25 protein-coding genes and 3 tRNA genes are annotated in these 26,025 nt (G+C 67.8%); 20 read left to right on the top strand and 8 right to left on the bottom strand.

The window, feature by feature from the left end:
• Positions 1-90 precede the first annotated feature (90 nt).
• From ACTWOL_RS12105 to ACTWOL_RS12090, 4 genes are all read left to right on the top strand, one after another.
• A complete protein-coding gene (locus tag ACTWOL_RS12105) occupies positions 91-672 on the top strand; it encodes a hypothetical protein (RefSeq protein WP_474296654.1) in 582 nt (193 codons plus the stop codon).
• Positions 673-1,079: 407 nt separating this feature from the next.
• On the top strand, positions 1,080-2,348 hold the full coding sequence (locus ACTWOL_RS12100; protein ID WP_474296653.1) for an NAD(P)/FAD-dependent oxidoreductase: 1,269 nt from the start codon (positions 1,080-1,082) through the stop codon (positions 2,346-2,348).
• 96 nt (positions 2,349-2,444) lie between these two features.
• Positions 2,445-4,373 carry a DNA primase gene (gene dnaG, locus ACTWOL_RS12095; RefSeq protein ID WP_474296652.1) on the top strand — a complete coding sequence of 643 codons (1,929 nt, stop codon included), beginning with the start codon at positions 2,445-2,447 and terminating at the stop codon, positions 4,371-4,373.
• A gap of 150 nt (positions 4,374-4,523) precedes the next feature.
• Positions 4,524-5,777: an RNA polymerase sigma factor gene (locus ACTWOL_RS12090; RefSeq protein WP_474296651.1), complete on the top strand. Its 1,254-nt coding sequence runs from the start codon at positions 4,524-4,526 to the stop codon at positions 5,775-5,777.
• Here ACTWOL_RS12090 and ACTWOL_RS12085 read toward each other — a convergent pair.
• From ACTWOL_RS12085 to ACTWOL_RS12065, 5 genes are all read right to left on the bottom strand, one after another.
• Positions 5,765-6,001, bottom strand: coding sequence for a glycine zipper domain-containing protein (locus tag ACTWOL_RS12085; RefSeq protein ID WP_474296650.1), 237 nt, complete (start codon positions 5,999-6,001; stop codon positions 5,765-5,767). The two genes, ACTWOL_RS12090 and ACTWOL_RS12085, sit on opposite strands and share 13 nt — an antisense overlap.
• 50 nt (positions 6,002-6,051) lie before the next feature.
• Entirely contained in the window at positions 6,052-7,956 is a 1,905-nt protein-coding gene (locus ACTWOL_RS12080; RefSeq protein WP_474296649.1) for an ABC transporter ATP-binding protein, read from the bottom strand.
• Between the two features lie 20 nt (positions 7,957-7,976).
• The gene (locus ACTWOL_RS12075; RefSeq protein ID WP_474296648.1) at positions 7,977-9,710 is read right to left on the bottom strand and encodes an ABC transporter ATP-binding protein; all 1,734 of its coding nucleotides are present in this window, start codon (positions 9,708-9,710) and stop codon (positions 7,977-7,979) included.
• A gap of 278 nt (positions 9,711-9,988) precedes the next feature.
• The gene (locus ACTWOL_RS12070; RefSeq protein WP_474296647.1) at positions 9,989-11,434 is read right to left on the bottom strand and encodes an FGGY family carbohydrate kinase; all 1,446 of its coding nucleotides are present in this window, start codon (positions 11,432-11,434) and stop codon (positions 9,989-9,991) included.
• Between the two features lie 343 nt (positions 11,435-11,777).
• Positions 11,778-12,077, bottom strand: a complete 300-nt coding sequence (locus ACTWOL_RS12065) for a YtxH domain-containing protein (protein WP_474296646.1) — start codon at positions 12,075-12,077, stop codon at positions 11,778-11,780.
• 168 nt (positions 12,078-12,245) lie between these two features.
• Here ACTWOL_RS12065 and ACTWOL_RS12060 point away from each other — a divergent pair.
• From ACTWOL_RS12060 to ACTWOL_RS12050, 3 genes are all read left to right on the top strand, one after another.
• A tRNA-Asn gene (locus ACTWOL_RS12060) sits at positions 12,246-12,318 on the top strand.
• A gap of 5 nt (positions 12,319-12,323) precedes the next feature.
• A tRNA-Asn gene (locus tag ACTWOL_RS12055) sits at positions 12,324-12,396 on the top strand.
• A 189-nt stretch (positions 12,397-12,585) separates the two neighbouring features.
• Positions 12,586-12,662: transfer RNA gene (locus ACTWOL_RS12050), tRNA-Ile, on the top strand.
• Positions 12,663-12,784: 122 nt separating this feature from the next.
• On the opposite strand, the gene ACTWOL_RS12045 is transcribed toward ACTWOL_RS12050, so the two are convergent.
• Positions 12,785-14,356: a tyrosine-type recombinase/integrase gene (locus tag ACTWOL_RS12045; protein WP_474296645.1), complete on the bottom strand. Its 1,572-nt coding sequence runs from the start codon at positions 14,354-14,356 to the stop codon at positions 12,785-12,787.
• A 500-nt stretch (positions 14,357-14,856) separates the two neighbouring features.
• Between ACTWOL_RS12045 and ACTWOL_RS12040 the strand changes: the two genes are divergently transcribed.
• Positions 14,857-15,816, top strand: coding sequence for a recombinase family protein (locus tag ACTWOL_RS12040; protein WP_474296643.1), 960 nt, complete (start codon positions 14,857-14,859; stop codon positions 15,814-15,816).
• On the opposite strand, the gene ACTWOL_RS12035 is transcribed toward ACTWOL_RS12040, so the two are convergent.
• Together ACTWOL_RS12035 and ACTWOL_RS12030 are read right to left on the bottom strand one after the other, a co-directional pair.
• Entirely contained in the window at positions 15,805-16,575 is a 771-nt protein-coding gene (locus ACTWOL_RS12035) for a hypothetical protein (protein ID WP_474296642.1), read from the bottom strand. The genes ACTWOL_RS12040 and ACTWOL_RS12035 overlap by 12 nt on opposite strands.
• Before the next feature lie 5 nt (positions 16,576-16,580).
• Positions 16,581-17,108 (bottom strand): hypothetical protein, encoded by a 528-nt coding sequence (locus ACTWOL_RS12030; protein ID WP_474296641.1) that lies wholly within the window; start codon positions 17,106-17,108, stop codon positions 16,581-16,583.
• 335 nt (positions 17,109-17,443) lie between these two features.
• On the opposite strand from ACTWOL_RS12030, the gene ACTWOL_RS12025 reads away from it, so the two are divergent.
• From ACTWOL_RS12025 to ACTWOL_RS11970, 12 genes are all read left to right on the top strand, one after another.
• A complete protein-coding gene (locus tag ACTWOL_RS12025) occupies positions 17,444-17,605 on the top strand; it encodes a hypothetical protein (RefSeq protein WP_474296640.1) in 162 nt (53 codons plus the stop codon).
• 168 nt (positions 17,606-17,773) lie between these two features.
• Positions 17,774-18,922 carry a ParB/RepB/Spo0J family partition protein gene (locus ACTWOL_RS12020; RefSeq protein WP_474296639.1) on the top strand — a complete coding sequence of 383 codons (1,149 nt, stop codon included), beginning with the start codon at positions 17,774-17,776 and terminating at the stop codon, positions 18,920-18,922.
• A gap of 351 nt (positions 18,923-19,273) precedes the next feature.
• A complete protein-coding gene (locus tag ACTWOL_RS12015) occupies positions 19,274-19,633 on the top strand; it encodes a hypothetical protein (protein WP_474296638.1) in 360 nt (119 codons plus the stop codon).
• A gap of 505 nt (positions 19,634-20,138) precedes the next feature.
• Positions 20,139-20,324 (top strand): hypothetical protein, encoded by a 186-nt coding sequence (locus tag ACTWOL_RS12010; protein ID WP_474296637.1) that lies wholly within the window; start codon positions 20,139-20,141, stop codon positions 20,322-20,324.
• A complete protein-coding gene (locus tag ACTWOL_RS12005) occupies positions 20,321-20,446 on the top strand; it encodes a hypothetical protein (protein ID WP_474296636.1) in 126 nt (41 codons plus the stop codon). The genes ACTWOL_RS12010 and ACTWOL_RS12005 overlap by 4 nt, the downstream gene beginning before the upstream one ends.
• Entirely contained in the window at positions 20,443-20,634 is a 192-nt protein-coding gene (locus ACTWOL_RS12000; protein WP_474296635.1) for a hypothetical protein, read from the top strand. The genes ACTWOL_RS12005 and ACTWOL_RS12000 overlap by 4 nt, the downstream gene beginning before the upstream one ends.
• A complete protein-coding gene (locus tag ACTWOL_RS11995; protein ID WP_474296634.1) occupies positions 20,631-20,867 on the top strand; it encodes a hypothetical protein in 237 nt (78 codons plus the stop codon). The genes ACTWOL_RS12000 and ACTWOL_RS11995 overlap by 4 nt, the downstream gene beginning before the upstream one ends.
• Before the next feature lie 241 nt (positions 20,868-21,108).
• Positions 21,109-21,771: a ParB N-terminal domain-containing protein gene (locus ACTWOL_RS11990; protein ID WP_474296633.1), complete on the top strand. Its 663-nt coding sequence runs from the start codon at positions 21,109-21,111 to the stop codon at positions 21,769-21,771.
• Positions 21,768-23,213: a methyltransferase domain-containing protein gene (locus ACTWOL_RS11985; RefSeq protein ID WP_474296632.1), complete on the top strand. Its 1,446-nt coding sequence runs from the start codon at positions 21,768-21,770 to the stop codon at positions 23,211-23,213. Before ACTWOL_RS11990 ends, ACTWOL_RS11985 begins: the two co-directional genes overlap by 4 nt.
• Complete coding sequence (locus ACTWOL_RS11980; RefSeq protein ID WP_474296631.1) at positions 23,194-23,745, top strand: hypothetical protein; 552 nt, start codon at positions 23,194-23,196, stop codon at positions 23,743-23,745. The genes ACTWOL_RS11985 and ACTWOL_RS11980 overlap by 20 nt, the downstream gene beginning before the upstream one ends.
• Positions 23,746-23,931: 186 nt before the next feature.
• Positions 23,932-24,468 (top strand): hypothetical protein, encoded by a 537-nt coding sequence (locus tag ACTWOL_RS11975; protein WP_474296630.1) that lies wholly within the window; start codon positions 23,932-23,934, stop codon positions 24,466-24,468.
• Positions 24,465-26,003 (top strand): terminase large subunit domain-containing protein, encoded by a 1,539-nt coding sequence (locus tag ACTWOL_RS11970; RefSeq protein WP_474296629.1) that lies wholly within the window; start codon positions 24,465-24,467, stop codon positions 26,001-26,003. Before ACTWOL_RS11975 ends, ACTWOL_RS11970 begins: the two co-directional genes overlap by 4 nt.
• Positions 26,004-26,025: the final 22 nt, after the last annotated feature.

Below are 26,025 nucleotides of genomic sequence, written 5' to 3'. Positions count from 1 at the left end.
GGACGACTCTTTCTCCGGATTCTCAAGAAGACTTCGAGTTTCTCTTCGTCCTCGTGACCCAGAGGACACCTGAAAGGAATGAACACGCTCATGAAGCGCACGACGCGGAAAAGTGGTCTGGCCCTCGTTGCCGCCTCCGTCCTGCTCCCCGTCAGTGGAGTCATGATCCCCGCCGGCGCCGCGTTCGCGGCGTCCGCGCCGCAGAATCTGTCGGCCTCGGTCATCACCGGTGGGAGCCACAAGGACAAGGAGCACAAGGACAAGGACCACAAGGACAAGGACCGGCACAAGGACAAGGGCAAGGACGAAGGCCGGCACAAGGACCACGACGACCTCGACGACTACTGCGCACCCGGTAGTGCGACCGGCGGCAACGGCGGCAACGGCACCGGCGGCAACGCCCCGGTCTGCCAGGCTCCGGGCGGTACCGGCACCGGCGGCGCCGGAGGCCGGGGCAGCGGCAAGTGCGGCGGCCGGGGTTCGGGCGGCAACAGCGGCAGCGGCACCAACGGCGGTGACGGTCCGCCGTGCCCGGACAAGCCGACGTCCCCCGAGCCGGGCAAGGACGACACGGGCAGCCCCACCGTGCCCGACGCACCCGCGCCGGAAGCCCCCGCTCCCCCCGCGCCGGACGTCCCCGCCCCGCCTCCGCCGGACATCATCGTCAAGTGACCGTCTGCCGAATGACGCTCTGCCGAATGACCGTCTGCCGAATGACGCTCTGCCGAATGACCGTCTGGCGAATGGCGTCTGCCGAAAGCGACGGACAGCGTCCACTCAGTACGGGCTCACTCCGTCCATTCCATGTCCGCCCATTCCGTCCATTCTGTCCATCCCGTCGTTCCGTCATTCCGTGTACGTCCCCCAGGGCCATTTCCGCGCCCTGGGGGACGCGGCGTTGCCATGACCCCACGACGGCGATCCGGGGGTGGGATCCGGCCGGAACCGACACGCCCACCCTGACACCCCCTCTTCCCCCATCACGCTCCGTGCGGGACGCTCGCTGTAGGCGGCGTAGCGTGCAGTGTTGTCCGGGGGGCCAACTCCCGGTCCCCCGGTAGTGAACAAGGAGGAGCCAAGTGGTCGACGCGCATCGGACTTTCGTCATCGTGGGCGGGGGACTTGCCGGGGCCAAGGCAGCGGAGACCCTCCGCGCCGAGGGGTTCACGGGCAGGGTGATCCTGATCGGTGACGAACGCGACCACCCGTACGAACGTCCGCCGCTGTCCAAGGGGTATCTGACGGGGAAGGACGAGCGGGACAGCGTCTTCGTCCACGAGCCGGCCTGGTACGCACAGCACGACATCGAGCTGCACCTGGGCCAGCCCGTCACCTCCATCGACCGCGCCGGGCGTTCCGTACGGCTCGGCGACGGCACGAACGTCCACTACGACAAGCTGCTGCTGGCCACGGGCGCCGAGCCCCGCCGCCTCGACATCCCGGGCACCGATCTGGCCGGCGTCCACCATCTGCGCCGTCTCGCACATGCCGACCGGCTGCGGCAGGTGCTCGCCGGCCTCGGCCGGGACAACGGCCATCTGGTGATCGCCGGAGGAGGCTGGATCGGTCTGGAGGTGGCGGCGGCCGCCCGCGGTTACGGGGCCGAGGTCACCGTCGTCGAGCCCTCATCCACTCCGCTGCACCATGTCATCGGGCCCGAGCTCGGTCAGCTCTTCGCCGATCTTCACCGTGAGCACGGCGTGCGGTTCCGCTTCGGCGCCCGGCTGACCGAGATCACCGGCCAGGACGGTATGGTCCTCGCCGCCCGTACCGACGACGGTGAGGAGCACCCGGCACACAGCGTGCTCGCCGCGATCGGCGCCGCGCCGCGCTCGGGCCTGGCCGAGGCCGCCGGGCTCGCCCTCGTCGACCGCGCCCACGGGGGCGGCATCGCCGTCGACGCCTCGCTGCGCACCTCCGACCCCGACATCTACGCGGCCGGTGACGTCGCCGCCGCGCACCATCCGCTGCTGGACATCCGGCTGCGGGTCGAGCACTGGGCGAACGCGCTCAACGGCGGACCCGCCGCCGCCCGGGCGATGCTCGGCCAGGAGGTCTCGTACGACCGGATCCCGTACTTCTTCTCGGACCAGTACGACCTGGGGATGGAGTACTCGGGCTGGGCGCCGCCCGGCTCGTACGACCAGGTCGTGCTCCGCGGGGACGTGGGCAAGCGGCAGTTCATCGCCTTTTGGCTCAAGGAGGGCAAGGTGCTCGCGGGGATGAACGTGAACGTGTGGGATGTCACGGAGGACATCCAGAACCTCATCCGCTCGGGTGCGCCGGTGGACACCGAGGCGCTCGCGAACCCGGCGACGCCGCTCAGCGGTGTCACCCCCGCACCCTAAGGGCTGTCCGTCCGCACACGGTCCTCCTGCCGGACTCGGCCACCGCCGCGCTCCTCGGTAGCTCTGCCTGTCCGTGCGACCTCTTAAGATTTACGCGTGGCAGGCAGGATCAATGATGACGACGTGAAGGCGGTGCGGGACGCGGTCCCGATCGACTCCGTCGTGTCCGAGTACCTCCAGCTGCGCAACGCGGGCGGCGGCAACCTCAAGGGCCTGTGCCCCTTCCACGACGAGAAATCCCCGTCCTTCCAGGTCAGCCCCAGCAAGGGTCTCTTCCACTGCTTCGGCTGCCAGGAGGGCGGGGACACTCTCACCTTCGTGATGAAGGTCGACCATCTGTCGTTCTCCGAGGCGGTGGAACGGCTCGCCGCCAAGGCCGGCATCACCCTGCGGTACGAGGAGGGCGGGTACAACCCGGCCCATCAGCGCGGCGAACGCATCCGCCTGGTCGAGGCCCACCAGGTCGCGGCGCGCTTCTACGTGGAGCAGCTCGACGGAGCGGAGGCCGAGATCGGCCGGAAGTTCCTCGCCGAGCGCGGCTTCGACCAGGCCGCCGCACAGCACTTCGGTGTCGGCTACAGCCCGGCGGGCTGGGACCACCTCACCCGCTTCCTGCGCGGGAAGGGCTTCTCCGACAAGGAGCTCCTGCTGTCCGGGCTCTCCCAGGAGGGCCGCCGCGGCCCCATAGACCGCTTCCGCGGCCGGCTGATGTGGCCCATCCGCGATATTTCCGGCGATGTCGTCGGCTTCGGTGCGCGCAAGCTCCGCGACGACGACAACGGCCCCAAGTACCTGAACACGCCGGATACGGCGATCTACAAGAAGTCCCAGGTGCTGTACGGGATCGACCTGGCGAAGAAGGAGATCGCCAAGTCCAGCCGGGCCGTCGTCGTCGAGGGCTACACGGACGTGATGGCCTGCCATCTCGCCGGGGTGACCACCGCCATCGCGACCTGTGGCACGGCCTTCGGCGGCGAACACATCAAGATCCTCCGGCGGCTGCTGATGGACAACGGCAGCGCCAAGGTGATCTTCACCTTCGACGGTGACGCGGCCGGGCAGAAGGCCGCTCTGCGGGCCTTCGAGGACGACCAGAAGTTCGCCGCCGAGACCTTCATCGCCGTCGCCCCGGACGGGATGGACCCCTGCGAACTGCGTCTGGCCAAGGGCGACGAGGCGGTGCGGGAGCTGGCCGAGCCCCGCAACCAGCTCTTCGAGTTCGCCATCCGGCACATCGTGCGGAACTACGACCTGGAGACGCCGGTCGGCCGGGCCGCCGCGCTCGACGAGGCCGCGCCGATCGTCGCCCGGATCAAGAACAGCGCCTCGCAGCACGAAGTCGCCGTCCAGCTCGCGGGACTGCTCGGCATCCTCGACACCCAGTTCGTCGTCCGACGGGTCGGCCAGCTCGCACGCTGGGCGAGGGAGCGGGGCAGTGGGGGCCAGGGGCAGGGGCAGAGCGGTCCTGGGCGCACCCAGCCCGCCCGGCAGGCGCCGACCGCGTACGAGGCACAGCGCCCCGCGGCCCCCGGCGGCCCCGCACTCAATCTCCGCAGCCCCGCCCATCGCACCGAGCGCGAGCTGCTCAAGCTCGCCCTCCAGCACCCGCAGCTGGTCGCCCCGGCGTTCGACGCCTACGGGGCCGACGAATTCACCGCCCCGCCCTATGCCGCCGTGCGCGAGGCCATCGGCGATGCGGGCGGCGCCGAGCAGGGCATCCCCGACCCGCCGGACTATCTCGCCAGGGTCCGCGATGCCGCGCCCGACGACGTCGTCCGCGCGATGATCACCGAGCTCGCGGTGGAGGCCGTCCACTCCCGCACGGTCGACGAGACCTATGCGGGCATGCAGCTCGTGTCGGTCCGGCTGCGTGCGGTCGACCGCCGTATCCGCGACGTCCAGGGGGCCCTGGCTCGTCTCGGGGCCCATGCCGGCCCGGATCAGCTGGCGGCCGTGCAGAACGAGCTGTGGGTGCTCCAGCAGTACGGGCAGTCGCTGCGCAACCGCGGCGCCGACGCGCTCTGAGCGCCCGGGGCTCTGGAGCCCCGGGGCCCGGAGTTCCGCACCCGGGCCCTCTTCCGGATCGGCCCTGTAGCCACGCGGTCACGCACGGAGCGCAAAAAGTCACCGCACGCCCCTCGTGGCAGGGATGTGTCGTACCCCACACTGGGTGCGGTGCCTGAGTCCCCGGAGCGCGGCCGGTCCACACAGGGTGGGCCACTCATCCCCGCGGATCCGCTCATCGTGTACGGGACGGGCAGCGGCCGGGCCGCCGTCCCCGTCCCGTTGCCGCCTGCCCCCGATCCGGCAGCGCCCACCCTGGAGGTCGCCCCCGTGCAGACCCAGACCCAGCCCCGGACCCTGACCGATACCGATCCGGCGGCGGCCGTGCCCGCGCAGAGCCGGGCCGCGCACCACCCCGAGAACGAACCGCCGCCCGTCTGGGAGACGGCGGCGCGGTCGCAGGACATACCCGAGCCGCCCGAACCCCCGCTCCGGGCCGAGCCCCAGGGCAACAGCCCCTCGTCGGACCTCTTCCGGCAGTACCTGAGGGAGATCGGCCGGATCTCGCTGCTCACCGCCGCCGAAGAGGTGGAACTCGCCCGCCGGGTCGAGGCGGGGCTCTTCGCCGAGGAGAAGCTCGGCAGCACACCCGACCTCGACTCCCAGCTCGCGGTCGACCTCGACAGACTCGTCGTCATGGGCCGGATGGCCAAGCGCAGACTCATCGAGGCCAATCTCCGCCTCGTCGTCTCCGTCGCCAAGCGGTACGTGGGCCGCGGGCTCACGATGCTCGATCTCGTCCAGGAGGGGAACCTGGGGCTGATCCGGGCCGTGGAGAAGTTCGACTACGCACGGGGTTACAAGTTCTCGACGTACGCGACCTGGTGGATCCGCCAGGCCATGTCCCGGGCCCTCGCCGACCAGGCCCGGACCATCCGCGTCCCCGTCCATGTCGTCGAGCTGATCAACCGGGTCATCCGCGTCCAGCGCAGGCTGCTCCAGGAACGCGGCTACGAACCGACGGCCGAAGAGGTCGCCGACCAGCTCGACCTGCCGCCCGAGCGGGTGGGCGAAGTGCTGCGGCTCGCCCAGGAACCGGTGTCGCTGCACGCGCCCGTCGGCGAGGAAGACGATGTGGCGCTCGGCGACCTCATCGAGGACGGTGACGCGGCGTCACCCGTCGAATCCGCGGCCTTCCTGCTGCTCCGTGAGCATCTGGAGGCCGTCCTGTCCACGCTCGGCGAGCGCGAACGCAAGGTGGTCCAGCTCCGCTACGGGCTGGCCGACGGGCGGCCCCGCACCCTGGAGGAGATCGGACGGATCTTCGGTGTGACGCGCGAACGCATCCGCCAGATCGAGTCCAAGACCCTCAACAAGCTGCGGGACCACGCCTTCGCGGACCAGCTGCGCGGCTACCTGGACTGAGCGTCGGGGCCCTCGGGCGTGGCGCCCTGCCCCTTCCGCCGTACGTCGACCACCGCGCCGACGGCGGCGCCGAGGGCCATGCCCAGGCCGAGCCCCAGCGGCAGGCTGCCGATCGCCATCGCGATGGCGGCCCCGCACGCCAGGCCGAGCGAAAGCCCCAGCGCCGTAGCCGTGCCCGCAGGCGGCGAGCCCCCGCCGTTCGCTTCCTTGCCTGCCTCGCCCATATTCCGTGCCCTCCCCGTGTGTGGCCCGGTCGGCCACCTTTCCCTCAACCTCAGTCGACTTCGGCGACCGCCTGAGCGAACTGCGCCGCGTAGAGCCGGGCATAAGCGCCCTCCGCCAGCAGCAGTTCCTCGTGCGTGCCCTGCTCGACGATGGAGCCATTCTCCATCACCAAGATCACGTCGGCGTCCCGGATCGTGGAGAGCCGGTGTGCGATCACGAACGACGTGCGCCCATGGGCCAGGTGCGCCATCGCCTTCTGGATCAGTACCTCGGTACGCGTGTCGACCGAACTCGTCGCCTCGTCCAGCACCAGGATCACCGGGTCGGACAGGAATGCCCGCGCGATGGTGATCAGCTGCTTCTCGCCGGCACTGACGCCCGAGCCCTCGTCGTCGATGACGGTGTCGTAGCCGTCGGGCAGGGTGCGGATGAAACGGTCGGCGTGCGCGGCGCGCGCAGCCTCCTCGATCTCCTCCCGGGTGACGTCGCGCGAGGCTCCGTAGCCGATGTTCTCGGCGATCGTGCCGCCGAACAGCCAGGTGTCCTGCAGCACCATGCCGATCCCGGCCCGCAGGTCGTCCCGGGACATCGTGGTGATGTCGACGCCGTCCAGGGTGATCCGGCCGCCCGTGACCTCGTAGAACCGCATGAGCAGATTGACCAGGGTGGTCTTCCCCGCGCCCGTCGGGCCCACGATGGCGACCGTGTGGCCCGGCTCCACCGCCAGCGACAGATCTTCGATGAGCGGCTTGTCCGGGTGGTAGCGGAAGGACACCTTCTCCAGCGAGACCTCGCCGCGCGGCCGCTCGGGGCGGGCGCCGCGCACCGGATCCGGCTGCTGCTCGTCCGCGTCCAGCAGCTCGAAGATCCGCTCTGCCGAAGCGATCCCGGACTGCACCAGGTTGGCCATCGACGCGATCTGCGTCAGCGGCATCGAGAACTGCCTCGAGTACTGGATGAAGGCCTGTACGTCACCGATGGACAGCGTGCCCGAGGCAACCCGCAGCCCGCCGACCACGGCCACCAGCACATAGTTGAGGTTCGAGATGAAGAACATCAGCGGCTGCATGATGCCGCTGTTGAACTGGGCCCGGAAACCGGCCTCGTACAGCGCCTCGTTCTGCTCGGCGAAGTCCTTCGCCGACTCCTCCTGGCGTCCGAAGACCTTCACCAGCGCATGTCCGGTGTACATCTCCTCGATGTGCGCGCTGAGCTTGCCGGTGGACTTCCACTGCTGGACGAACTGCGGCTGCGAGCGCTTGCCCACCTTCGCCGCGACGAACACCGACAGCGGCATGGTCACCAGCGCCACGAGCGCCAGCAGCGGCGAGATCCAGAACATCATCGCCAGCACGCCCACGATGGTCAGCACGGAGTTGATCAGCTGGCCCATCGACTGCTGCATGGTCTGGGAGATGTTGTCGAGGTCGGCGGTCGCCCGGCTCAGCACCTCACCGCGCTTGGCCCCGTCGAAGTACGACAGCGGCAGCCGCGACAGCTTGGCCTGCACGTCCTCGCGCATCCGGTACACGGTGCGGTTGATCACCCGGATCGACAGCCTGGACGACACCAGCATCATCAGCCCGGCGCCCACGTACACGACGAGCGCGACCAGCAGTACCTGCCCGACCGCGGTGAAGTCGATGCCCTGGCCCGGGGTGAAGTCGACCCCGGACAGCATGTCGGCGAGCCCGCCGTCGTCCCTGGCGCGCAGGTCCTCGAGGGCCTGCTCCTTGCTGGTGCCGTCGGGTATCTGCCGTCCGACGACGCCGGCGAAGACGAGGTCCGTCGCCACGCCGAGGATCTTCGGGCCGACGACGGCGAGCCCCACGCTCAGGACCGCGGCCGCGAGCATCGTCCACAGGGTGGTCCGCTCCGGGGCGAGCTGCGCGAGCAGCCGTTTGCCCGAACCCTTGAAGTTCATGGACCGTTCGCCCGTGCTGGGCATCAACATGCGTCCGCCCGGACCGGCCATCAGGCTGCCTCCGCCTCGGTCAGCTGGGAGAGCACGATCTCCCGGTAGGTCTCATTGCTCTCCATCAGCTCGTGATGGCGTCCGGTCCCGACGACCCTGCCCTCGTCGAGGACGACGATCCGGTCGGCGTCCCGGATGGTCGACACCCGCTGGGCGACGATCACCACGGTCGAGTCGGCCGTCTCCAGGGACAGTGCGGCCCGCAGCGCCGCGTCGGTGGCGTAGTCCAGCGCCGAGAACGAGTCGTCGAAGAGGAAGATCTCCGGCCGCTGCACCAGCGTCCGCGCGATCGCCAGCCGCTGGCGCTGCCCACCCGACACATTGGTGCCGCCCTGGGCGATCGGTGCGTTCAGCCCGCCGTCGAGGCCGCGGACGAAGCCGGCGGCCTGGGCCACCTCCAGCGCCTGCCACAGCTCCTCGTCGGTCGCGTCGGGATTGCCGTAGCGCAGATTCGTCGCGACGGTGCCGGAGAAGAGGTACGGCTTCTGCGGGACGAGCCCGACGGTCCGCGCCATCAGGGCAGGATCCAGCTCCCTTACGTCGACGCCGTCGACGAGTACCTCGCCGCCCGTCACGTCGAACAGCCGGGGAACAAGCCCGAGCAGGGTCGACTTGCCGCTGCCCGTCGAGCCGATGATCGCGGTCGTCTCACCCGGCCGGGCCACCAGCTCCACATCGCGCAGCACGGACTCCTCGGCCCCCGGATAGCGGAAGTGCGCACTCTTCACTTCCAGGTGGCCGCGCCGGTCCAGCTGCCTGACCGGCCGGGACGGCGGCACGACGCTCGACTCCGTGTCCAGGACCTCCTGGATCCGCTCGGCACACACCTCGGCCCGCGGGACCATCATGAACATGAAGGTGGCCATCATGACGGCCATCACGATCTGCATCAGATAGGCGAGGAACGCGGTGAGCGCGCCGATCTCCATCGCGCCGGTGTCGATGCGCTGGGCACCGAACCAGACGACCGCGATGCTCGAGACGTTCACGACGGTCATGACGGTCGGGAACATCAGCGCCGTCAGCCGGCCGGTCGACAGGGCCACGTCGGTCAGCTCGGTGTTGGCGCCGCGGAAGCGCTGCTCCTCGTATGTGTCCTTCACGAACGCCCGGATGACCCGGTTGCCGGTGATCTGCTCCCGCAGCACCCGGTTCACCGTGTCCAGACGCTCCTGCATGGTCCGGAACAGCGGGCGCATCCTCTTCACGATCAGCGCCACGGAGAGGCCCAGCAGCGGTACGACCGCCAGCAGCACCGCCGACAGCGGGACGTCCAGGGCGAGAGCCAGCGCGATACCGCCGACGCACATGATCGGCGCGGACACCATCAGTGTGAACGCCATCAGCACCAGCATCTGCACCTGCTGGACGTCGTTGGTCGTCCGGGTGATCAGTGAGGGAGCGCCGAAATGGCCGACCTCACGGGCGGAGTACGACAGCACCCGGTCGAAGACGGCCGCCCGCACGTCCCGGCCGAGCGCAGAGGCGGTCCGGGCGCCGTAGTAGACCGCCCAGGTGTTGCACAGCACCTGGACGACGCTGACGCCGATCATCAGCGCCCCGCAGGTCAGGATGTAGCCGGTGTCACCCTTTACGACACCGTTGTCGATGATGTCCGCGTTCAGCGTCGGCAGGTAGAGGGTGGCACTGGTCTGGAGCAACTGCAGTGCCACCAGGAGGGCGAGGGCTTTGGTGTAGGGACGCAGGAACGTCCGGAGCAGTCTTATGAGCACGCGCGGCCTCTCGGGTCGGCGGCCCGTCGGCGAGCGGGCAGCGGTGCGGCAGGGCCATGGGGTCAGGAATCGCCCCCCATACTCCGTCACCCGGCTGCCCGGAGACGAAGAGATTTCCCCAAGCCCGGGTCAAAGAACGCGTGCCCGGGCCCGGGGTCCGGGCCGTCGTCCCGAACTCTCCCCCCGAGTGTGACCACCCTCACAGTGAAGAGTCGTCAAGTGGTGTGCGGCCGCGCGCACTCCCGCCCCAGGGGGCGGCACCCGGACCAAATGGGGGATCAGTTTCCCGGGCCGAACGCCCCCGGGTGCACCTGGTTCCGCGTGGCGACGTACTGCTGGCGCACGGCCTGGCCGACGGGCAGATCGTCGCCCGGCTCGAACACCTGCGCCGCGGCTCCCTGCCAGGGCGGCGGGGTGTGCGGGGCGAGCGCCCCCTGGGCCACCCCCAGTGCCCAGGCCGCCTGACGCGCGGCGCCGAGCGCCGCGTAGTCGGCGGGCTGGGGGACGACGACCTGCGCACCGAAGATCGACGGCGCCGCCGCTTGTACCGCGGGCAGCTCGGCGGCCTGTCCCAGCAGAAACACCCGGCGCACGTCCACGCCTCGCCCGCGCAGCACGTCCAGCGCGTCCGCGAGCCCGCAGAGCATGCCCTCGAAGGCCGCGCGTGCCAGATGCTCGCGCTTCATCGACTCGCGGCGCAGCCCGGTGATCGTGCCCGCGGTGTGCGGGAGGTGCGGGGTGCGCTCGCCCTCCAGATAGGGGAGCAGGACCAGCCCGGAGGCGCCCGGTGTCGACTTCATCGCGAGCGCGGACAGCTCGGCCAGATCCTCGATGCCCAGCAGCTCGGCGGTGCCGCGCAGCGCGCGTACGGCATTGAGGGTGTGCACGACCGGCAGGTGCATCCCGGTGGCGTCCGCGAAGGAGGTGATCATTCCGCTGGGGTCGGCGAGCGCCTCGTGGTGCACGGCCATCACCGATCCGGACGCGCCCAGCGACACCACCGCATCGCCAGCCCTCAGTCCCAGCCCGAAGGCCGCCGCCATCGTCTCTCCGGTGCCCGCCGAGATCAGCAGCCCTTCCGGGGTCGTCCCGGCGGCATCGGACGGGCCGAGCACCTCGGGCAGCGCGGCGCGGTGGCCGAGCGCCAGCTCCACCAGATCGGGCCGGTAGGAACCGGTCGCCGCCGACCAGTACCCGGTCGACGACGCCGCGCCGCGGTCCGTCGTGCGGCGCGCGGGCCGGCCCAGCAGCTGCCACACCAGCCAGTCGTGCGGCTGCATCACGAGCGCGGTGCGCTTGGCCGCCGCGGGCTCGGTCCGCGCCAGCCACCGCAGCTTCGCCACGGGCATCCCCGACTGCGGTACGCATCCGACCGCCTCGGCCCAGGCCTGACGGCTGCCGAACGCCTCGATCAGATCCGCGGCGGCGATCTGCGCCCGCTTGTCGTTCCCGACGAGCGCGGGCCGCACCGGGGCGCCCGTCGCGTCGATCGGGACCAGCCCGTGCTGCTGTGCGGACACGCCGATGGCCTGCACACCTTCGAGCAGCCCGCCGGCCGCGGCCTCACCCAGCGAGAGCAGCCACGCCTGCGGATCGACGTCGCTCGCTTTCGCCTCGATCGGGTGCGGTGCGTACCCCTGGCGCAGCACGGCACCCGTGTCCGTGTCGCAGACGACGATGCGAGTGAAGGCGGACGAACTGTCCAGCCCGGCGACTATCCCCATGCCGTCAGATTCTGCCGCACTCCGGGGTCTGGTGCGGTCCTTGCCGACCGCGCACGGGCCGGATCGGAGCGTAGATCAGGTCCCGCTCCGGGTGGAGAACGAGGCCGGGATCCGGGCCTGGTACGGGCGGGTCCTGGTGGTGATCCGGGCCGGGTGCGAGCCGGACCTGTGCGAATGCCGTAGCCGGTGCCGGTCGGCCGTACGAGCACCCGGCACCGACCGGACCGGACGATCAGCCCCGCCGGGTGTGGACGGGGCCGAGCGGGGGATCCGGCAGGCGAAGCCGATCAGGGGGCTCGCCACGGGCGTCGCCGCCGCTCGGCCGGTCCCCCCGCCCCTCTGCTCAGGTGTTGCTCGTCCCCCAGTCGTCCTCGCCGTTGCGGCTCCGCTCCCGCAGCGACCGCACCCGCGCGGCCACCGATTCGGGCATCCGGTCCCCGACCTTGTCACTCACGGTGTGGTACGCCTTCTCCGCCACCTCACGGCTGGTCTGAGCTGCGGAGTCGGCGGCGTTGCGCACCGCGGGGTTCTGCGCGAACTCCCGGGCGGACTTCTTCAGCTGCTCGTAACGCTCGCGCCCGGCACGGGTGCCGAGCACGTAACCGAGGGCCACTCCGGCGATGAAAGTGAGCCGGTATCGCATCGCTGCCACCCTTCGCCTGCGCCGTCCCCGACGCCGGGATCTGAGGTCACGAGGTCACGGGGGAACCGATTGGCGGAGCACCCCCCTGCTTGCGCTAATGTATGTGTCGCAGCGAGCGAGCGCCGCCCGGAAGCCCCGAGGTAGGTACGTTCGGTGCACACGCAGCAATCCCCTGTAGCTCAATTGGCAGAGCAGCCGGCTGTTAACCGGCAGGTTACTGGTTCGAGTCCAGTCGGGGGAGCGCGATCCCCTGTAGCTCAATTGGCAGAGCATTCGGCTGTTAACCGGAGGGTTACTGGTTCGAGTCCAGTCGGGGGAGCGGAGTGGAAAAGGACCCCTCGGGGTCCTTTTTCTGTACCCGCCGCCAGGTGCTCTTCGGTTTCCGGAACCGCGCAGGCGGCAGCGCTGTCTTCATGGTCGCAGCGATGCCGACCATCCGAAGCAGGAGATCGTATGAGCGGCTATGCTGCGGCAGACGGCGCGCACAAGTGTGCGCGACGCGCCGTTAGGGGCGGTAGCTCAGCCGGTTAGAGCAGCGGACTCATAATCCGTCGGCCGTGGGTTCGAGTCCCACCCGCCCCACCACAGAGTGGTGACGCAGAAACGTTCCGACCAGCGACTTTGCTGGTCGGGGCGGCTGCGGAAGGATCTTGGCGGCCCGTCCCGATCATGCAATCATGCTTGTTGGGCCAATGTTGGGCCAGCACTCACGCGGCGGGCTGAAGTCCCTCGGCCGGCCCATCCTCGTCGGCGCCCACCGAGTCCTGGCTCTCGGGCTTGCTCGCCTTCCCGTCCGGAGGATTTCTCCTCTGCGGGGACCGGGGTACGACCGCACTCGTGGACTCCGCCTCAGCGGTCAGGAGCTGCGGAAGCACGCTCGTGTAGGTGTCCGAGGTGATCTGGCGGGAGCTGTGCCCTAGCCGCTCCTGGACCACCTTGATGTCGGCCTTGCCGAGCAGTGCCAGAGTGGCCGACAGGTGGCGGGTGTCGTGCAGGCGGATCGGAGGAAGCCCGGACAGTTCGACCAGCCGGTTGAACCGGCGGCTGATCCAGTCGGGGTGGAGTTCCTCGCCGTTCTCGTGGGTCCAGATGCGGTTGCTCTCGACCCACGCCTTCTCGCCGGACCACTGCTCACGCTCCCGTTTCTGCCTCTCTCGCCACGCGGCCCATAGCTGGAGTGTCTGGACATCGAGCGTGACGGTGCGGACGCTGTCCTGCTTCGGGGCTTCGTTGTACGTGCGGTAAGCGATCTCGACGGTCTGCGCGGATATGCGGAACGAGCGGCCGGCGAAACTGACTTCGGTCCAGGGCAGCGCGCACATCTCGCCGCGCCGCGGGCCTCGGAAGATGAACCCGTGCCACATGGCGCACAACCGGTCGTCGGCGATGAAGTCGAGGAAACTGCCGGTCTGTTCCGGTGTCCAAACCATGACGGGGCTGGGCTTTTCGCCCGTCCGCTTCCACTCTGCGACACGTTCCGGTGTCCAGACCAGTGCCTTGGGCCGCTTGACGGGTGGCAGTTCGACCATGGCGGCCCAGTTGGTTCCGTAGTCGCCGCGCTTGATGCCGGTACCCAGGAACGAGCTGAGGGTGGCGTTGATGCGGTGCATCGTGGCGGCGCTGGTGATCTTTCGCTTGCCCTTACTGCCCTCGCGCAAAGCGGCGTTGGCATCCAGGTAGGCGCGGCGCGTATCGCGGCGTTCCTGCTTCTTCCCGGCAGCGCGGACCCAGGCCGTATGGGCGGCGTCGCGTGCTTCCGCCAGCTCGACTATCCGGGCGTGGTGGATGAGCCTCTCGGCGTTCTCCCGCTCGATCCCGTCGTACATCGCTTCGACGTGCCGCAGTTTGAGGTCACGCCGCTTGACGTGCCCGAGGTGGGGGAGGAGGTAGTTCTTGATGTGCTCCTCGTACCCGTGGACTGTGGTGCGGGCCAGGCTTCTCTTCTTCTTCAGCCAGGCTTCCAGGTCCTCACCGACGGTGGCGTTGCTGAGCACGTCTGTGCCCTTCATCGCCTCGCGGTAGACCTTGGACGCCTTTTCCTTCGCCTCGGTCTTGGTGCGGAAGCCGCCCTCCCGGGGGCGCCGCCGCGTGTTGCCTTCGCCGGGTTCGAGATCGAAGGCGTAGTACCAACTGCCGTGGCCCGTCTTCTCAAGCTTGGGGCAGCGAGCGCCGACGAGTTTCCGCTTGGGGTGGCCGTTGGAGTCGAGTACAGGAGCGCCGTCTTCTCCGATCACAGGCTCCCGGCAGCCGCACTGCTTGTAGTAGTTGGGGTCGAACACGTACCTCTGTCTCCTTCGTCGGCTCCGTTTGTGGACCATCCGTGTCGGTCCTTGTCGAACGTACATTCATATTGCCCCAACGCTCCAGTGTTGGCGTATCATTAAGGAGTGTTGGCGCGGGGGAGAACGGGCCAGCGGAAATGATCACGGAGAACGCTTCTGTAGCTATGCCTTCCGGGGGTACCGCCATGACCCTGGAGGAACTGCTCGCGCTGCCGCCGACTGTGAATGTCACGACGGCCGCGCGGGCGCTGGGGATCGGTGTGCACAAGGCATACGCCTTGATCAGGGAGGGGTCTTTCCCCGTGCGGACGCTCACGCTGGGCAGCACGGTGAGAGTCCCCACGGCTGCGCTCTGGCGAGTGCTAGGAGTGACGCCACCGGCACAGTGATCTTGTAGACCTTGGTTCGCTGGTCCCCCTGGGCCACAGCCCGGACATCGTGCTGTGGCCTAGGATCGGGCGGCTACAGGTCACACGAGACGAGAAACGGACCACCGCATGCCACGGCTCTACGGTTTCGACGACCAGTCGCGTCGTCGGCTACGTGATGACGAAGTGGATCCGCTTCGCCAGATGGTGAGTCGTGCCCTGGCTGGTGGGTCGAACGCGGACGTTGCCGTGTGGGCGAACGGCGAGGGCTATCGGGGCACTCTTGGCGGCGAGTGGAAGGACGCTTCCGTCGGACGTCTGTTTCGTAACCCCGCCATCGCCGGATTGCGCTATGACGAGGCTGGCGAACTTGTCGACGCTGGTCACCCGGGGGCGATCACTCCCGATGAGTTCGTGGCTCTTCAGGAGCGTGAGAAGAGCCGAAAGCCTGCGGATGCGGACGCGCCGTACGACTACCTTCTGGTCGGCGGGGCCAGCACTTGCGGTAACTGCACGTACGCTCTCCAGGGTGCTCGCACTAACGCGGGAACGCCCGGGTATCGGTGCCGACCCAAAGACAAGGATGGGCGCGGCGGATGCGGCGAAGTCCGGATGGACGCCGAGCTGTTGGAGAACCACGTTGGTGAGTACGTAGTGGCGGAACTCCTTAAGCGCGGCATCCGAGACCAGATCCTCGCTGCCCAGGCCGCTGTGCGCGAGCAGGTCGAGGATCTGAAGAAGGAGATCAAGGATCTTGAGTCCCGCCGGACCGAGGCTGGAACGCTCTACGGCAGACGCCAGATCAGCAGTGACTCGTTTGTCGCCGCCGACCGCGAGATCACGGCCAGCCTGAAGGCGACCCGTGGGCGTCTGCGCTATGCGGAGCAGATGGCAGCCTTCAGTCTGGGCAATGCCAAGGACTTGGTGAGGTGGTGGAATACCGCGCCGACCGCTTCGAAGAAGGCCATCGCCGCGCTGCTCTTGGAGCGCGTGGAAGTGTTCCCTGCGAGCGCACGTGGCGTTCGCACAGTCGAGCCCGGCCGTGTCGTCCTTCACTGGCGCAAGCTGACGAACCTCTCAGGTGGCTGAGGTGGCCTTGCCGGACGCGAGCCGCCGGCCAACCATCGCCATCGTCAGCCCAGTGATCAGCGAAACCGTAGCAAGTCCGGCCAGGACCGGCGAGATGATCTCCTCGTTTCGCAGGGGCCACGGGTGACCCAGGTAGTGGCTCACCAGGTATGAGCCTTTGCTCACGGCGTACGCCACGCCGAGGAGGGCTGCCGCGGCCGACATGGCGAGTCCACGGGACGTCCAGGTGTGTCCGATTCGCCGAACGGACATGGCCATGCCGGAGCATAGGAACGCGATCTCGCCGCAGGTGATCGCCACATACGCCAGGTAGACCAGCAGGTAGACGGTTACGCCGGGAGTCGCCGCAAATGCGGTCGTGAACTCGATGTTCTCGCTGGTGGTCTCGATGAAAAGCGGCAACATGGCCGCAAGGACACAGACCGTGAAGGCGACACGCGCATACAGGCTCGCCTTCAGAACGTACTGGTTGTAGGACCAGTCCACGAGCATGAGCTGAAGACTGCCGCACCACAGCACCGCGCAGATGTGCGCGCCGATCTTCGCTGCGTTGTTCATGCCGGTCGCGGACTCGACGAGGCCCTCGATCGCGGGTACGGCGAGCGTGACTCCCACGCTGCACACGCCGAACGCCATGGTCCGGGTGAACCGTGCGATTCGGTACTCGGTTCGGGCCCGCTGACGCCAGGCTTCGCGGGCAGAGAGGGCAGTGCCCGCGATGCCGAACAGTGCGCACAAACCGAAGACTATGCCGTCCAATTGCGTCAGGTTCCTTCCAGATCAGCGACGGCCCGCTCGGCTGCCTCACTGAAGCTGAGGCGCCTCCGCCGGCCTGGCCGAGGGGGCTCGGCCACAGGCGGCGGCGGTTCGGGTACTTCCGGTACAGAGAGATCGCTACGCCCGTGTCGCAGTCGGATCTCACGTGCAGCCTCCAGAAGTTCGGCAGCTCCGGCTTCGCCCAGGTCATGGATCAGCCGCAGTGCCTCACGGGCGTCTTGGTGCTCTTCGTAGACCGATAGGGAGGTCAAACCGTTGTAACCGGGCAGAAGGTAAGCTACCGGACTGTCGAATGCCCGTGCGAGCCCGAGGAGTTGGGACACCTGAGGGTTGGACTTCACGCCATTCAGTAGGTCGTTCACGACCTGGTGCGTCATTGCCGGCTTGCCGCCAGACGCCTCGGCCGTGGCCGCCGCGATGGCGCGCGTACTCGGGGTCTTCCCATCCACTCCACGTTTCCTGCTGAGCAGCACGGCGAGCTTGCTGGATAGGGGGGTGTCCGGGCCGAGCGGCATGGTGCTGGCTGCTCCTTGTTGTTGCGGCATGCTGGGCCGAGGGGTGGGCGGTGGTGGTGACTATCTTCAACGTCAGGGTGGTGTGGCCGAAACGCGGGTCACTCTAATGTCTATGTTGGTTGACAATGCGTGGTCGCGCGCAGCAAGATCGGTAACGTCAGTCGTAGATCGCGTATTTCGGCAAGCGGGTCGCCACCCCTCCTCCGTCCATCGGGCTGTGAGTTCGTGTATGGCGCCACTCAATCAAGCTGATATGTGCCGCGAGTTCGTCTGTGTAGGGATCTAATTTTTCCGTCGCGTGCGGGGGCGGGGCGCGGTAACGCGGGAGGGTACGGGTGGGGATCGAGCTGGAGCGAGTGCTGGCCCGGCTGCGGGAAGCTGGCGGTGCGGAAAGTGTCAGCCTTGATGAGGAGGCGGCCTTCGACGCGCTGGGGGCTCTGGCGGTGGTCAACCCGGCGCGAGCCGGCCTCGATGTCGAGCGGTGGCAGGCTGAATAGTAAGGATTGGTGAGCGCGGACTTCCGTGGAGGGGGTCCGCGCTTACGCGTCTCACCTGTGAAAACTCTCAGAGAATTATGGACCCTCCTCTCGAATGCATATAGAATAGAACCAGAAGGGGGAGGTGCCCCCCACCGACCACTTGGAGACGAAGTGGCCCACAGGTACGTGACCCTGAAGATGCGCCAGATCCGCCGCAACCCGAAGCAGCCCCGCGAGACCTTTAACGAGGAGGCTCTGACCGAGCTGGCTGAGTCCATCAAGGAGCACGGACTGCTCCAGCCGATCGTTGTTCGCAAGCTGAGCCTCGCCCCTTCCAAGGGGCAGCCCGTGTACGAGCTGATTGCCGGTGAGCGTCGGTTCCGCGCCAACGCGATGGCCGGCAACCTCACCATCGAGACGAAGGTTCTCCTCGCTGAGGGCGAAGAGATCAGCGACATGCAGTCTTTCAAGAAGGCGATGGCCGAGAACCTGAATCGCGAGGACATGCTGCCGCTGGAGGAGGCGCGCGGCTTTAAGAAGGTCCACGACGAGGATGGGGGTGAGGGAGAGGCCGCCGCTGAGGCCGTGGCGAGAGTGGCAAAAGCCTTCTCCAAGAGCGTGCAGTACGTCAACCAGCGCCTGGCCCTGCTCAACCTGCGCCCTGAGATACAGGCGGCCGTCGACCTCGGACACATCGGCACCCAGGCCGCCGTACAGATCGCCGCCCTGTCGAAGGACAACCAGAAGGCCGTCTTCGACGACTGGAAGAAGGGCGACAAGAGCGACAACCAGCTCGTCCACATCGCCTACGCCATGCGCAAGCAGGAGAAGGCGGCGAAGCAGGACTCCATGGTCGACGTCGAGGAGATGACTCCCGAGGAAAAGGCGCAGCGCACCCGCGCGCAGGCCAAAACCAAGAGCGACCTCGATCAGATCGAGCGTATGTGTGAGCTGCTGGACGGCATCGGCAAAGCAGATCCCATGGAGCTGGCCCGCATTCTGGAGGGGCAGGTGGGCAAGCGGCTGGAGCAGATGGATCGCGTTGCGGCCTTCATTCAGAAGGCCCGCTTCCAGCTCCGCCAAGCGAAGGCACACGCCGACGCCAGCGAGATCATGGTCAACCCTGCTGCAGCGGCACCCGACCTCGTGGCAGAGGCAGATGCCGTGCTCGCTCAGCTGGACCCCGAGGCGGACAGCGCCCAGCAGAAGGCCCAACCCGCCATGGAAGCCGAGCAGACCGAAGACATCTCCGCCGCTGACACCGAGCCCGAGAACCCGAGAGCGCCGGAGGAGTCCATCGAGACGGAGACTGAGCCCGCAGCAATCGCGGCGTGACCGGCGACCGGCAGGTGCTGGCCCCGTCATCGTGTTCGGGGCCACGACCGGCTGCACGTGGCGGCACTGCCACCGATCTTTGGCCCGTCCGGGCCGACCGCGCACCGCCGCTTCACCGAGTGGGCTGTCCGGATGCCGCCGTCTGTATCGCCGCTACGAACGCAAGCCCGAGCACTTGAGGCCTGTGAGACCTCACCCCGTTTGCGCTTCAGGCTCAGCAGAGTTTCCATTGAGAAGGCAGCTTCAGTAACCCGAGTGCGCTCACCCCTAGTTGGGTCGCACTTAGGCAAGTTGGCAAGCCCTTGACCGAAGTTGAGGCTCGGGTGAGTTCACTCCAGAGAGGCGATCGCCATGGCTGTACGTGATGCAAGGGGTAACTGGAAATTCAAGCAGACCAATGGGTTCACGGTGCAAATGACAGGCATTCAACAAAGTACCGTGGAGCCCCGTGCCACCAATGCCTCGCTGACGGGAAGCGCGCAAACAGCAGGCATGGATGGCTCCGTAAGTGGCTTCGTGACTGACACGGCCATCTTCTTCGCCATCGACTGGGATCGCAGCAATCCAGGTCGGGGCGGCGAGTATCACGGCAACTTCCAGCCCGTCAGCGCGGACGGGGGTGCTGCGGCATCGGGAACGACCTTCGATCTCGACCATCCTGGGCATTCCGCACAATGGCGAACGATTGAGCACCAATTCCACCTCACCTGACGGTCGCTAGCTCATCAGTCGTTCCGTTCCAGCAGCGCGGTCGCTCGAGACTGGAGCGGCCGCGCGTAGGAACTTGCGGGCTGAGCCGCGCTTCCTTCCAGCATCAACCGCCCCCTGTTCAGGTGCGAGGACTTCACCACCACGCCCCAAGCCGTCCGGCAGGGCCTGTTCTACACGGACGCTCCGACCGCTCATGGAACGGTTCCCTTTGGTGGCTACGGATGCGAGGACTCACCCCCTCTATAAATAGATCCCAACACTCAAGAGTGATACGGTCTATCTTGTTGGCGGGAACGACCGCAGCCGAGGAACCGGCCCGCCCACGCGCCGTGGCATGCGGCATCCCCTTCGGTGCCTGGCGGGTGGCCAATCCCCCGCGCCCTATCCGCCAGGCACCGGCTCCGCGCCGGAGCGGAGCCACCCCGAGCGCCGCCACATCCACGATCACGATCGGACCCGCCCCCGCATCACGCCGGGGGCGGGTCCCCGTGCACTCAGGAGAGCCATGAACGCAGAGGACTTCAAAGGGGACCCGGAAGACCGCGACCTGTACCTGCGCCTCCTCCAAGAACGCGACGGCCCACTGCCTGAGCGCCTGAGGCCAAAGCCGGACCCCGAAAAGATCAGCGAACGCATCACCATCTTCGAGCAAGCACTTTGCCGATCACGCACCAGGAGACACGCAGGATGAACCCCGAACAGCCCGAACCGCAGACCAGCCACCGCACCCCGCCCGTACCGGGCGCCGAGTGGTGCCGGGCCTGCGACTCCTGGTGCCTCCCCTCCGGCATCTGCGGATGCAACAACCGGTGAGGACCGCAATCTGCCTCGCCGCCTATGCGGTGGCCGCCCTTCTCGTGGCTGCCTCCGCCGTTGCAGTGTCGGCTCTCACCAAGGCCGGCTTCGGCTGGCCCCTCCTCTACGCCAGTCTCGTCCTACACCTCCCGGCCTTCGTCGTGGCAGGGGTCATCCACCTCCAGCTCCGCAGGAGAAGCCGATGAAGGACCTACCGGTGACCCCCGACCAGATCCCCAACCTCATCGACCGCGCCGAGCGCACCCCCCTCACGGCGGGCGAAGCTGCCCGCCTACGCACCGGATTCGACCACATCAAGCAGGCCCAGCCCGCCACCGACTCCGAGCCGGACACACAGAGCAAAGCTGCATGGCTCACCTCGGCCCATCGCCACAACATCGCTGCCCGCATCGAAACTCTCGACGCCACACCTTCGTAACAGACAGCGGCTCGGGCTGGCAGGCCGAGCAGACCACAAACCCCAACCATCAGCGAGCGCGCGCTGAGGCGTACCGCCGGTCTCGTGGGGCGGGTGCCGGGCGAGAGGGGCCCGCAGTTGCCGACGACCATTCCCGCTCCGGCCAACCGCAGCTCATTCAACTGACGGCAGGCGCCAGCTGATCGTCTAGTGTTGACGACCGTAGGGCGCGGGGAACGGCCTACACAGAGGGAACCGCCACGTGACCCCGACGCCCGCTAATATCCCCGAACAGCTGCTGCCGCTCGCCGTCCCCACCGGGGACCTCGCGCCGTACTACCGCAACCCTCGCAGCGGCGACATCCCCTCCATTGCGGAATCGCTGACCGTCAACGGTCAGTACAGGGCCATCGTCGTCAACAAGGGCACGCTCACCGGACGCCCGAATGAGATCCTGGCGGGCAACCACACGCACGCAGCCGCCCAGCAACTCGGCTGGGATCAGATCGCCGTCACATGGGTCGACGTCGACGACGACGCGGCAGCCCGAATCGTGATCGTCGACAACCGGACCAACGACCTCGCCGGATACGACACCGGTCTATTGGCCGAAGTCCTCTCCGAGATCCCGGACCTCGCTGGCACCGGGTACGACCGCGAGAGCGTGGACCGGCTCCTGGACGACACATCCCTGCCCGAAACCCTCGAACTGACCTCCGACGGCGCGGGCACCGGAGCCGCAGCCACCGTCGACTACCTCCAGTGGGGCTACCTCCAGTGGGAGTCTAAGCGCGTCCGCATCACCTCTGAAGAGGTCGAAGCCCTCAACGCGATCTACACGAAGTTCGTGGACGACACCAACAGCGACCTCGGCTTCGGCTGGCACGTGCTCCAGCAGGCCCATCAGGAAGGCGAGCCCGCATGAGCAGCGCACCCACCACCACCTTCCACGAGGCGTACCCGCTCGACCAGCTGCGCCCCGCCGACTACAACCCGCGCCGCCTCAGCGAGGAAGCATTCGTCCGGCTCCAGGCGTCGTTGCGTCGCCATGGCGTCGTCAAGCCGGTCATCCTCAACGCGGACGGCACGCTCGTCGCCGGCCACCAGAGAACCAAAGGGCTCCAGGCCATCGGATTGACGCACACACCCGCGGTCATACTCGGCACCAAGGTCCGACTCCAGGATGAGATCCAGTTCAACCTGCTGCACAACCGCGTCGAGACAGAGGCCAGCGTCGTCTACGCCGAGCCCGGCGTGATCGGCGAGTGGTCGTGGATACCGTGGCAGTCCATCCGCGTGGCCGAACGGAAGAACCTCTCCTTCGTCAACGCCATCGGCCACATGACCGCCGGCCACGGCCCCTGGGGCAGCGTCGTCATCGACGACCAGGGCCGCATCGTCCTCAACGCCGAATACGCCGTCGTCGCCTCCATCTCCCGTTTCGATCTCCTCGCCTGGACCGTGACGTCCGCCGACGCCGCCCAGCTCCACGCCGATCTCACCGGCGAGTACGGCGTATACGACTGGACGGCCATCGAGAGCAAGGCCCCAGTGTGGAACCAGCACATCGTGCAGCCCAAGCGGCTCCGCAAGTTCTCCTCCAAGGCCAAGGCCGGGAAGCTCGCCTACGGCTCCGAGACCTGGGACCAGCTGGTCACGCCGTGGCTCAAGCCCTCACACAGGGTCGTGGACTTCGGCGCCGGGTACGGCGACTACGCCAAGCACCTGCGCGCCAAGGGCTTCAACATCCACGACTACGAGCCCTACCGCTGCCGGGACGGCTCGTACGCCGTCGATATCCGCGCCGTCGTCGGCATGATCCGCGAAATCGACAAGGACATCCAGGCCAACGGCCTCTACGACGTAGTGGTTCTGGACTCCGTCATCAACGCCACCACCTCTCTCGACTACCAGCACTGGGTGATGGCCACCGTCAACGCCCTATGCGCGGCTGACGGAGTCGTGTGCCTCGGCACCCGGAACCTCGCCCGTGAACTCCGGGACGAGCAGGCCAAGCGGGTCACCTCGCAGACAGCCACCACGAAGATGAGCTTCCTCGACGAGGACAACGTGGAGATGAACTTCGTCAAAGGGAAGTGGCAGAAGCTCCGCTTCCACACCCCCGAAACGCTGGAGCCCCTACTGCGCCGCTACTTCGAGGACGTGCAGGTCAGCGACCTCAGCGGCTCCAACCTCAAAGCCACCTGCCGCCGCCCCATTCCCCTCCCCAAAGAGGAATACGAGAAGGCATTCGAAGAGGAATTCAATATGCCTTACCCGAATGGATTCCGACATGACAGGCATCTGGAATTGGTGGGAAATTTGATAAAATTGGTAGTAGAGAGAAATGAATCTCTCGCCGTTTGAGTGGGTGAATGGGGAGCGCATGCCGCAGCGAATACAGGTCCAAATTGAATCGCGAACTCGGTACCACATCATGTGGCTGGCGGGCGTGCGGCACGTAGCCCTCGAGCAGCACTGCCTGCGCAGCTTCGGCCAACCGGACCGACCCCGAGTAGACGTCAGTCGCCGGCACCAGACCGTCGACCTTCCCGAGCACAACCAGCCCCTGGCCTGGTATCTGTGCGCACTGCCCAACCCGTGGAAGTGGAGTGACAACGCGCACCTGGCCTTTGAGAGCGCACCAGGAGAGCACTGGGAAGGGTCCGCCCTTGTGCCTGGCCTCCACGTACAGCTGACCAACGCTCGCCCCATCATGGGATGGGGCGAGCACAGCATCCCCGACGGCGAGCCGCGCCGGAACTCGATCCGCTTCCGGACCTGCCGCAACTACCAATTCGCGTGGTGGTTGCGAACCGAGCGCAGCGCCCCGGACGCGCCGCCAGAATACGTACCGCCCAAGAGGCCCGGTGAGGGCGAACAGATGTCTCTGATGTGACCAGAGCGGGGCCGGACGACCTTCATCCGGCCCCGCTACGCATTCCCAACCCGCCACCAACGCATAGGACTTGCAGGGCAGCTGCACGATGGCCGCCACAGTGAAGCGGTCGAAGGCCGTCGACGGGCCGGAAATGGGATCATGGACCGGGCGCGGGGGCGCACCCGAGCTGTGGAGGACCCCGCCGTGGGACGCCCCGACAAAGCCGCGCGTGCAGCCATCGCGCGCCGCCGCTCGGACGCCATCGACCTACGACTCGCCGGCGTGGACTGGCTGACGATCGCCCGCAAGCTCGCCGCCGACCCGACCGCCAACTCCGATGGCATCGCCTACCCCCAGGGGTACGGCATCGAGCGGTATCGCAAGAACCAGGAGCCGCCCACCGATGAGGCCCTGATCCACGCCGCCTGTCGGGACGTCCGCACCGCCCTCGCCGACCGCCGTGCCGCGCTGAACGACGACGTGGACGAGCTGCGGGCCCTGGAAGCTGACCGGCTCGACCGGCTGTTCTTCGTCGCCTACAAGAAGGCCGTCCGAGACCAGGACCTCGCCGCCATCGACCGCACCCTGCGGATCATGGAGCGCCGTGCGCGGCTACTCGGCCTCGACATGCCGGTCAGAACAGAGCTGTCCGGCCCGGCCAGCGGACCGGTCCAGGTCGAGAACGTCATCGCCGACGAACTCGATGCCCTCATCGCCCTCACCGATCCGGACAGCGCATGACACCGCGCGACCGCGCGACCGTCATCGCCCACTACAAGACGCTCCCCCAAGAGCAGCGCCGCGCCATTGCTCGGGCCGCATCGCCGACACTGCGCGCCGGACTGGCCCGAGTCGAACGCCGACTGGCTATGGACCGTTCGCCGGGTGCCCTCGCCGCCGTGCTGACCGGCGGACGGGAGATGCAGGCACCGCACCTGGACCTCATTGATCGAGCGTTCATCGACATGGCTGAAGGTCGGTGCGACCGCGTCATGCTCACCATGCCCCCGCGGCACGGCAAGAGCCGACGCGCCTCACGCTGGGCACCCCTCTGGTATCTGCGCCGCAACCCTGGCCACCGCATGATGATCGCCAGCTACTCCGCCGACCTCGCCGACGACCACGGCCGCTGGATCAGAGACGCCATCTACACCTGGGGTGACGAACTCGGCATCCAGCTCAAGACCGGCTCGCAGGCCGCCAACCGCTTCGACATCCTCGGCGGAGAAGGCGGACTGCTCGCAGCCGGCATCGGCGGCGGCCTGACCGGGCGCGGCGCCCATATCGCCATCGTCGACGACCCGGTCAAGGACATGGCCGACGCCGACAGCCCAACCATGCGCAAACGCGCCTGGGACTGGTGGACCTCCGTACTCCAGACCCGCCTCGAACCGACCGGTGCCATCTGCCTGATCCAGACGCGCTGGCACGAAGACGACCTTGCCGGACGTATCCTCGCCACCGAGCGGGACGCGTGGCGCGTCATTGACCTGCCAGCCCTCGCCGACAGCGCCGACGATCCGCTTGGCCGGTCCCTCGGCCAACCACTGTGGACCGAACGATTCGATGCCGCCCACCACGCTCGCACGCGCAAGCGGGTCGGCGAACGGGTCTGGGGTGCCCTCTACATGCAGAAGCCACGTCCGCCCGAGGGAGGCGTCTGGAAGCGCGAGTGGATCGACACCGCTCGCATCAACGCCGTCCAGTTCTCCGGCATCGACATGGCGCGCATCGTCGTGGCCGTCGACCCCGCCGGCGGGGAGTCCGCCGTCGGCGACGAGACCGGTGTCATCGGCGTCGGCCGGGACTTCGACCGGCAGCTCTACGTCCTCGCCGACCGATCCGGTTCCATGGGAGCCAACGATTGGGGCCTGGCTGCTTGCCGCCTCGCGCTCGAACTCAAGGCCGACGCGATCGTGGTCGAGAAGAACTACGGCGGGGACATGGCCCGCCAGATCGTCATGCAGGCGTGGGAGCAGCTACGCCGCGTAGGCGTCACAAATGGCCTGCTCATGCCGATGATCCTTGAGGTGACCGCCAAGGTCGGAAAGCGCCTGCGTGCCGCACCGGTAGCCCAGCTCTACGAACAGCAGCTCGTCCACCACGTTGGCGAGTACGCCGAGCTGGAGGACCAGATGGTGACCTGGGTCGAAGGAATGGACAGCCCGGACCGCATGGACGCAGCCGTGCACGGGTTGACTGAACTCGCAGATCCAGACCAACTCGACACCCTGCCCGCCGGTATCGATGACGACCGCTTCGACGGCCGACGCTGAACGGTCCGTCGGTACCGAAACA

The sequence above is a fragment of the Micromonospora sp. IBHARD003 genome, assembly GCF_056106285.1.
The sequence above is the reverse complement of the archived record's forward strand: the minus strand, read 5'-3'. Positions and strand labels throughout refer to the sequence as shown.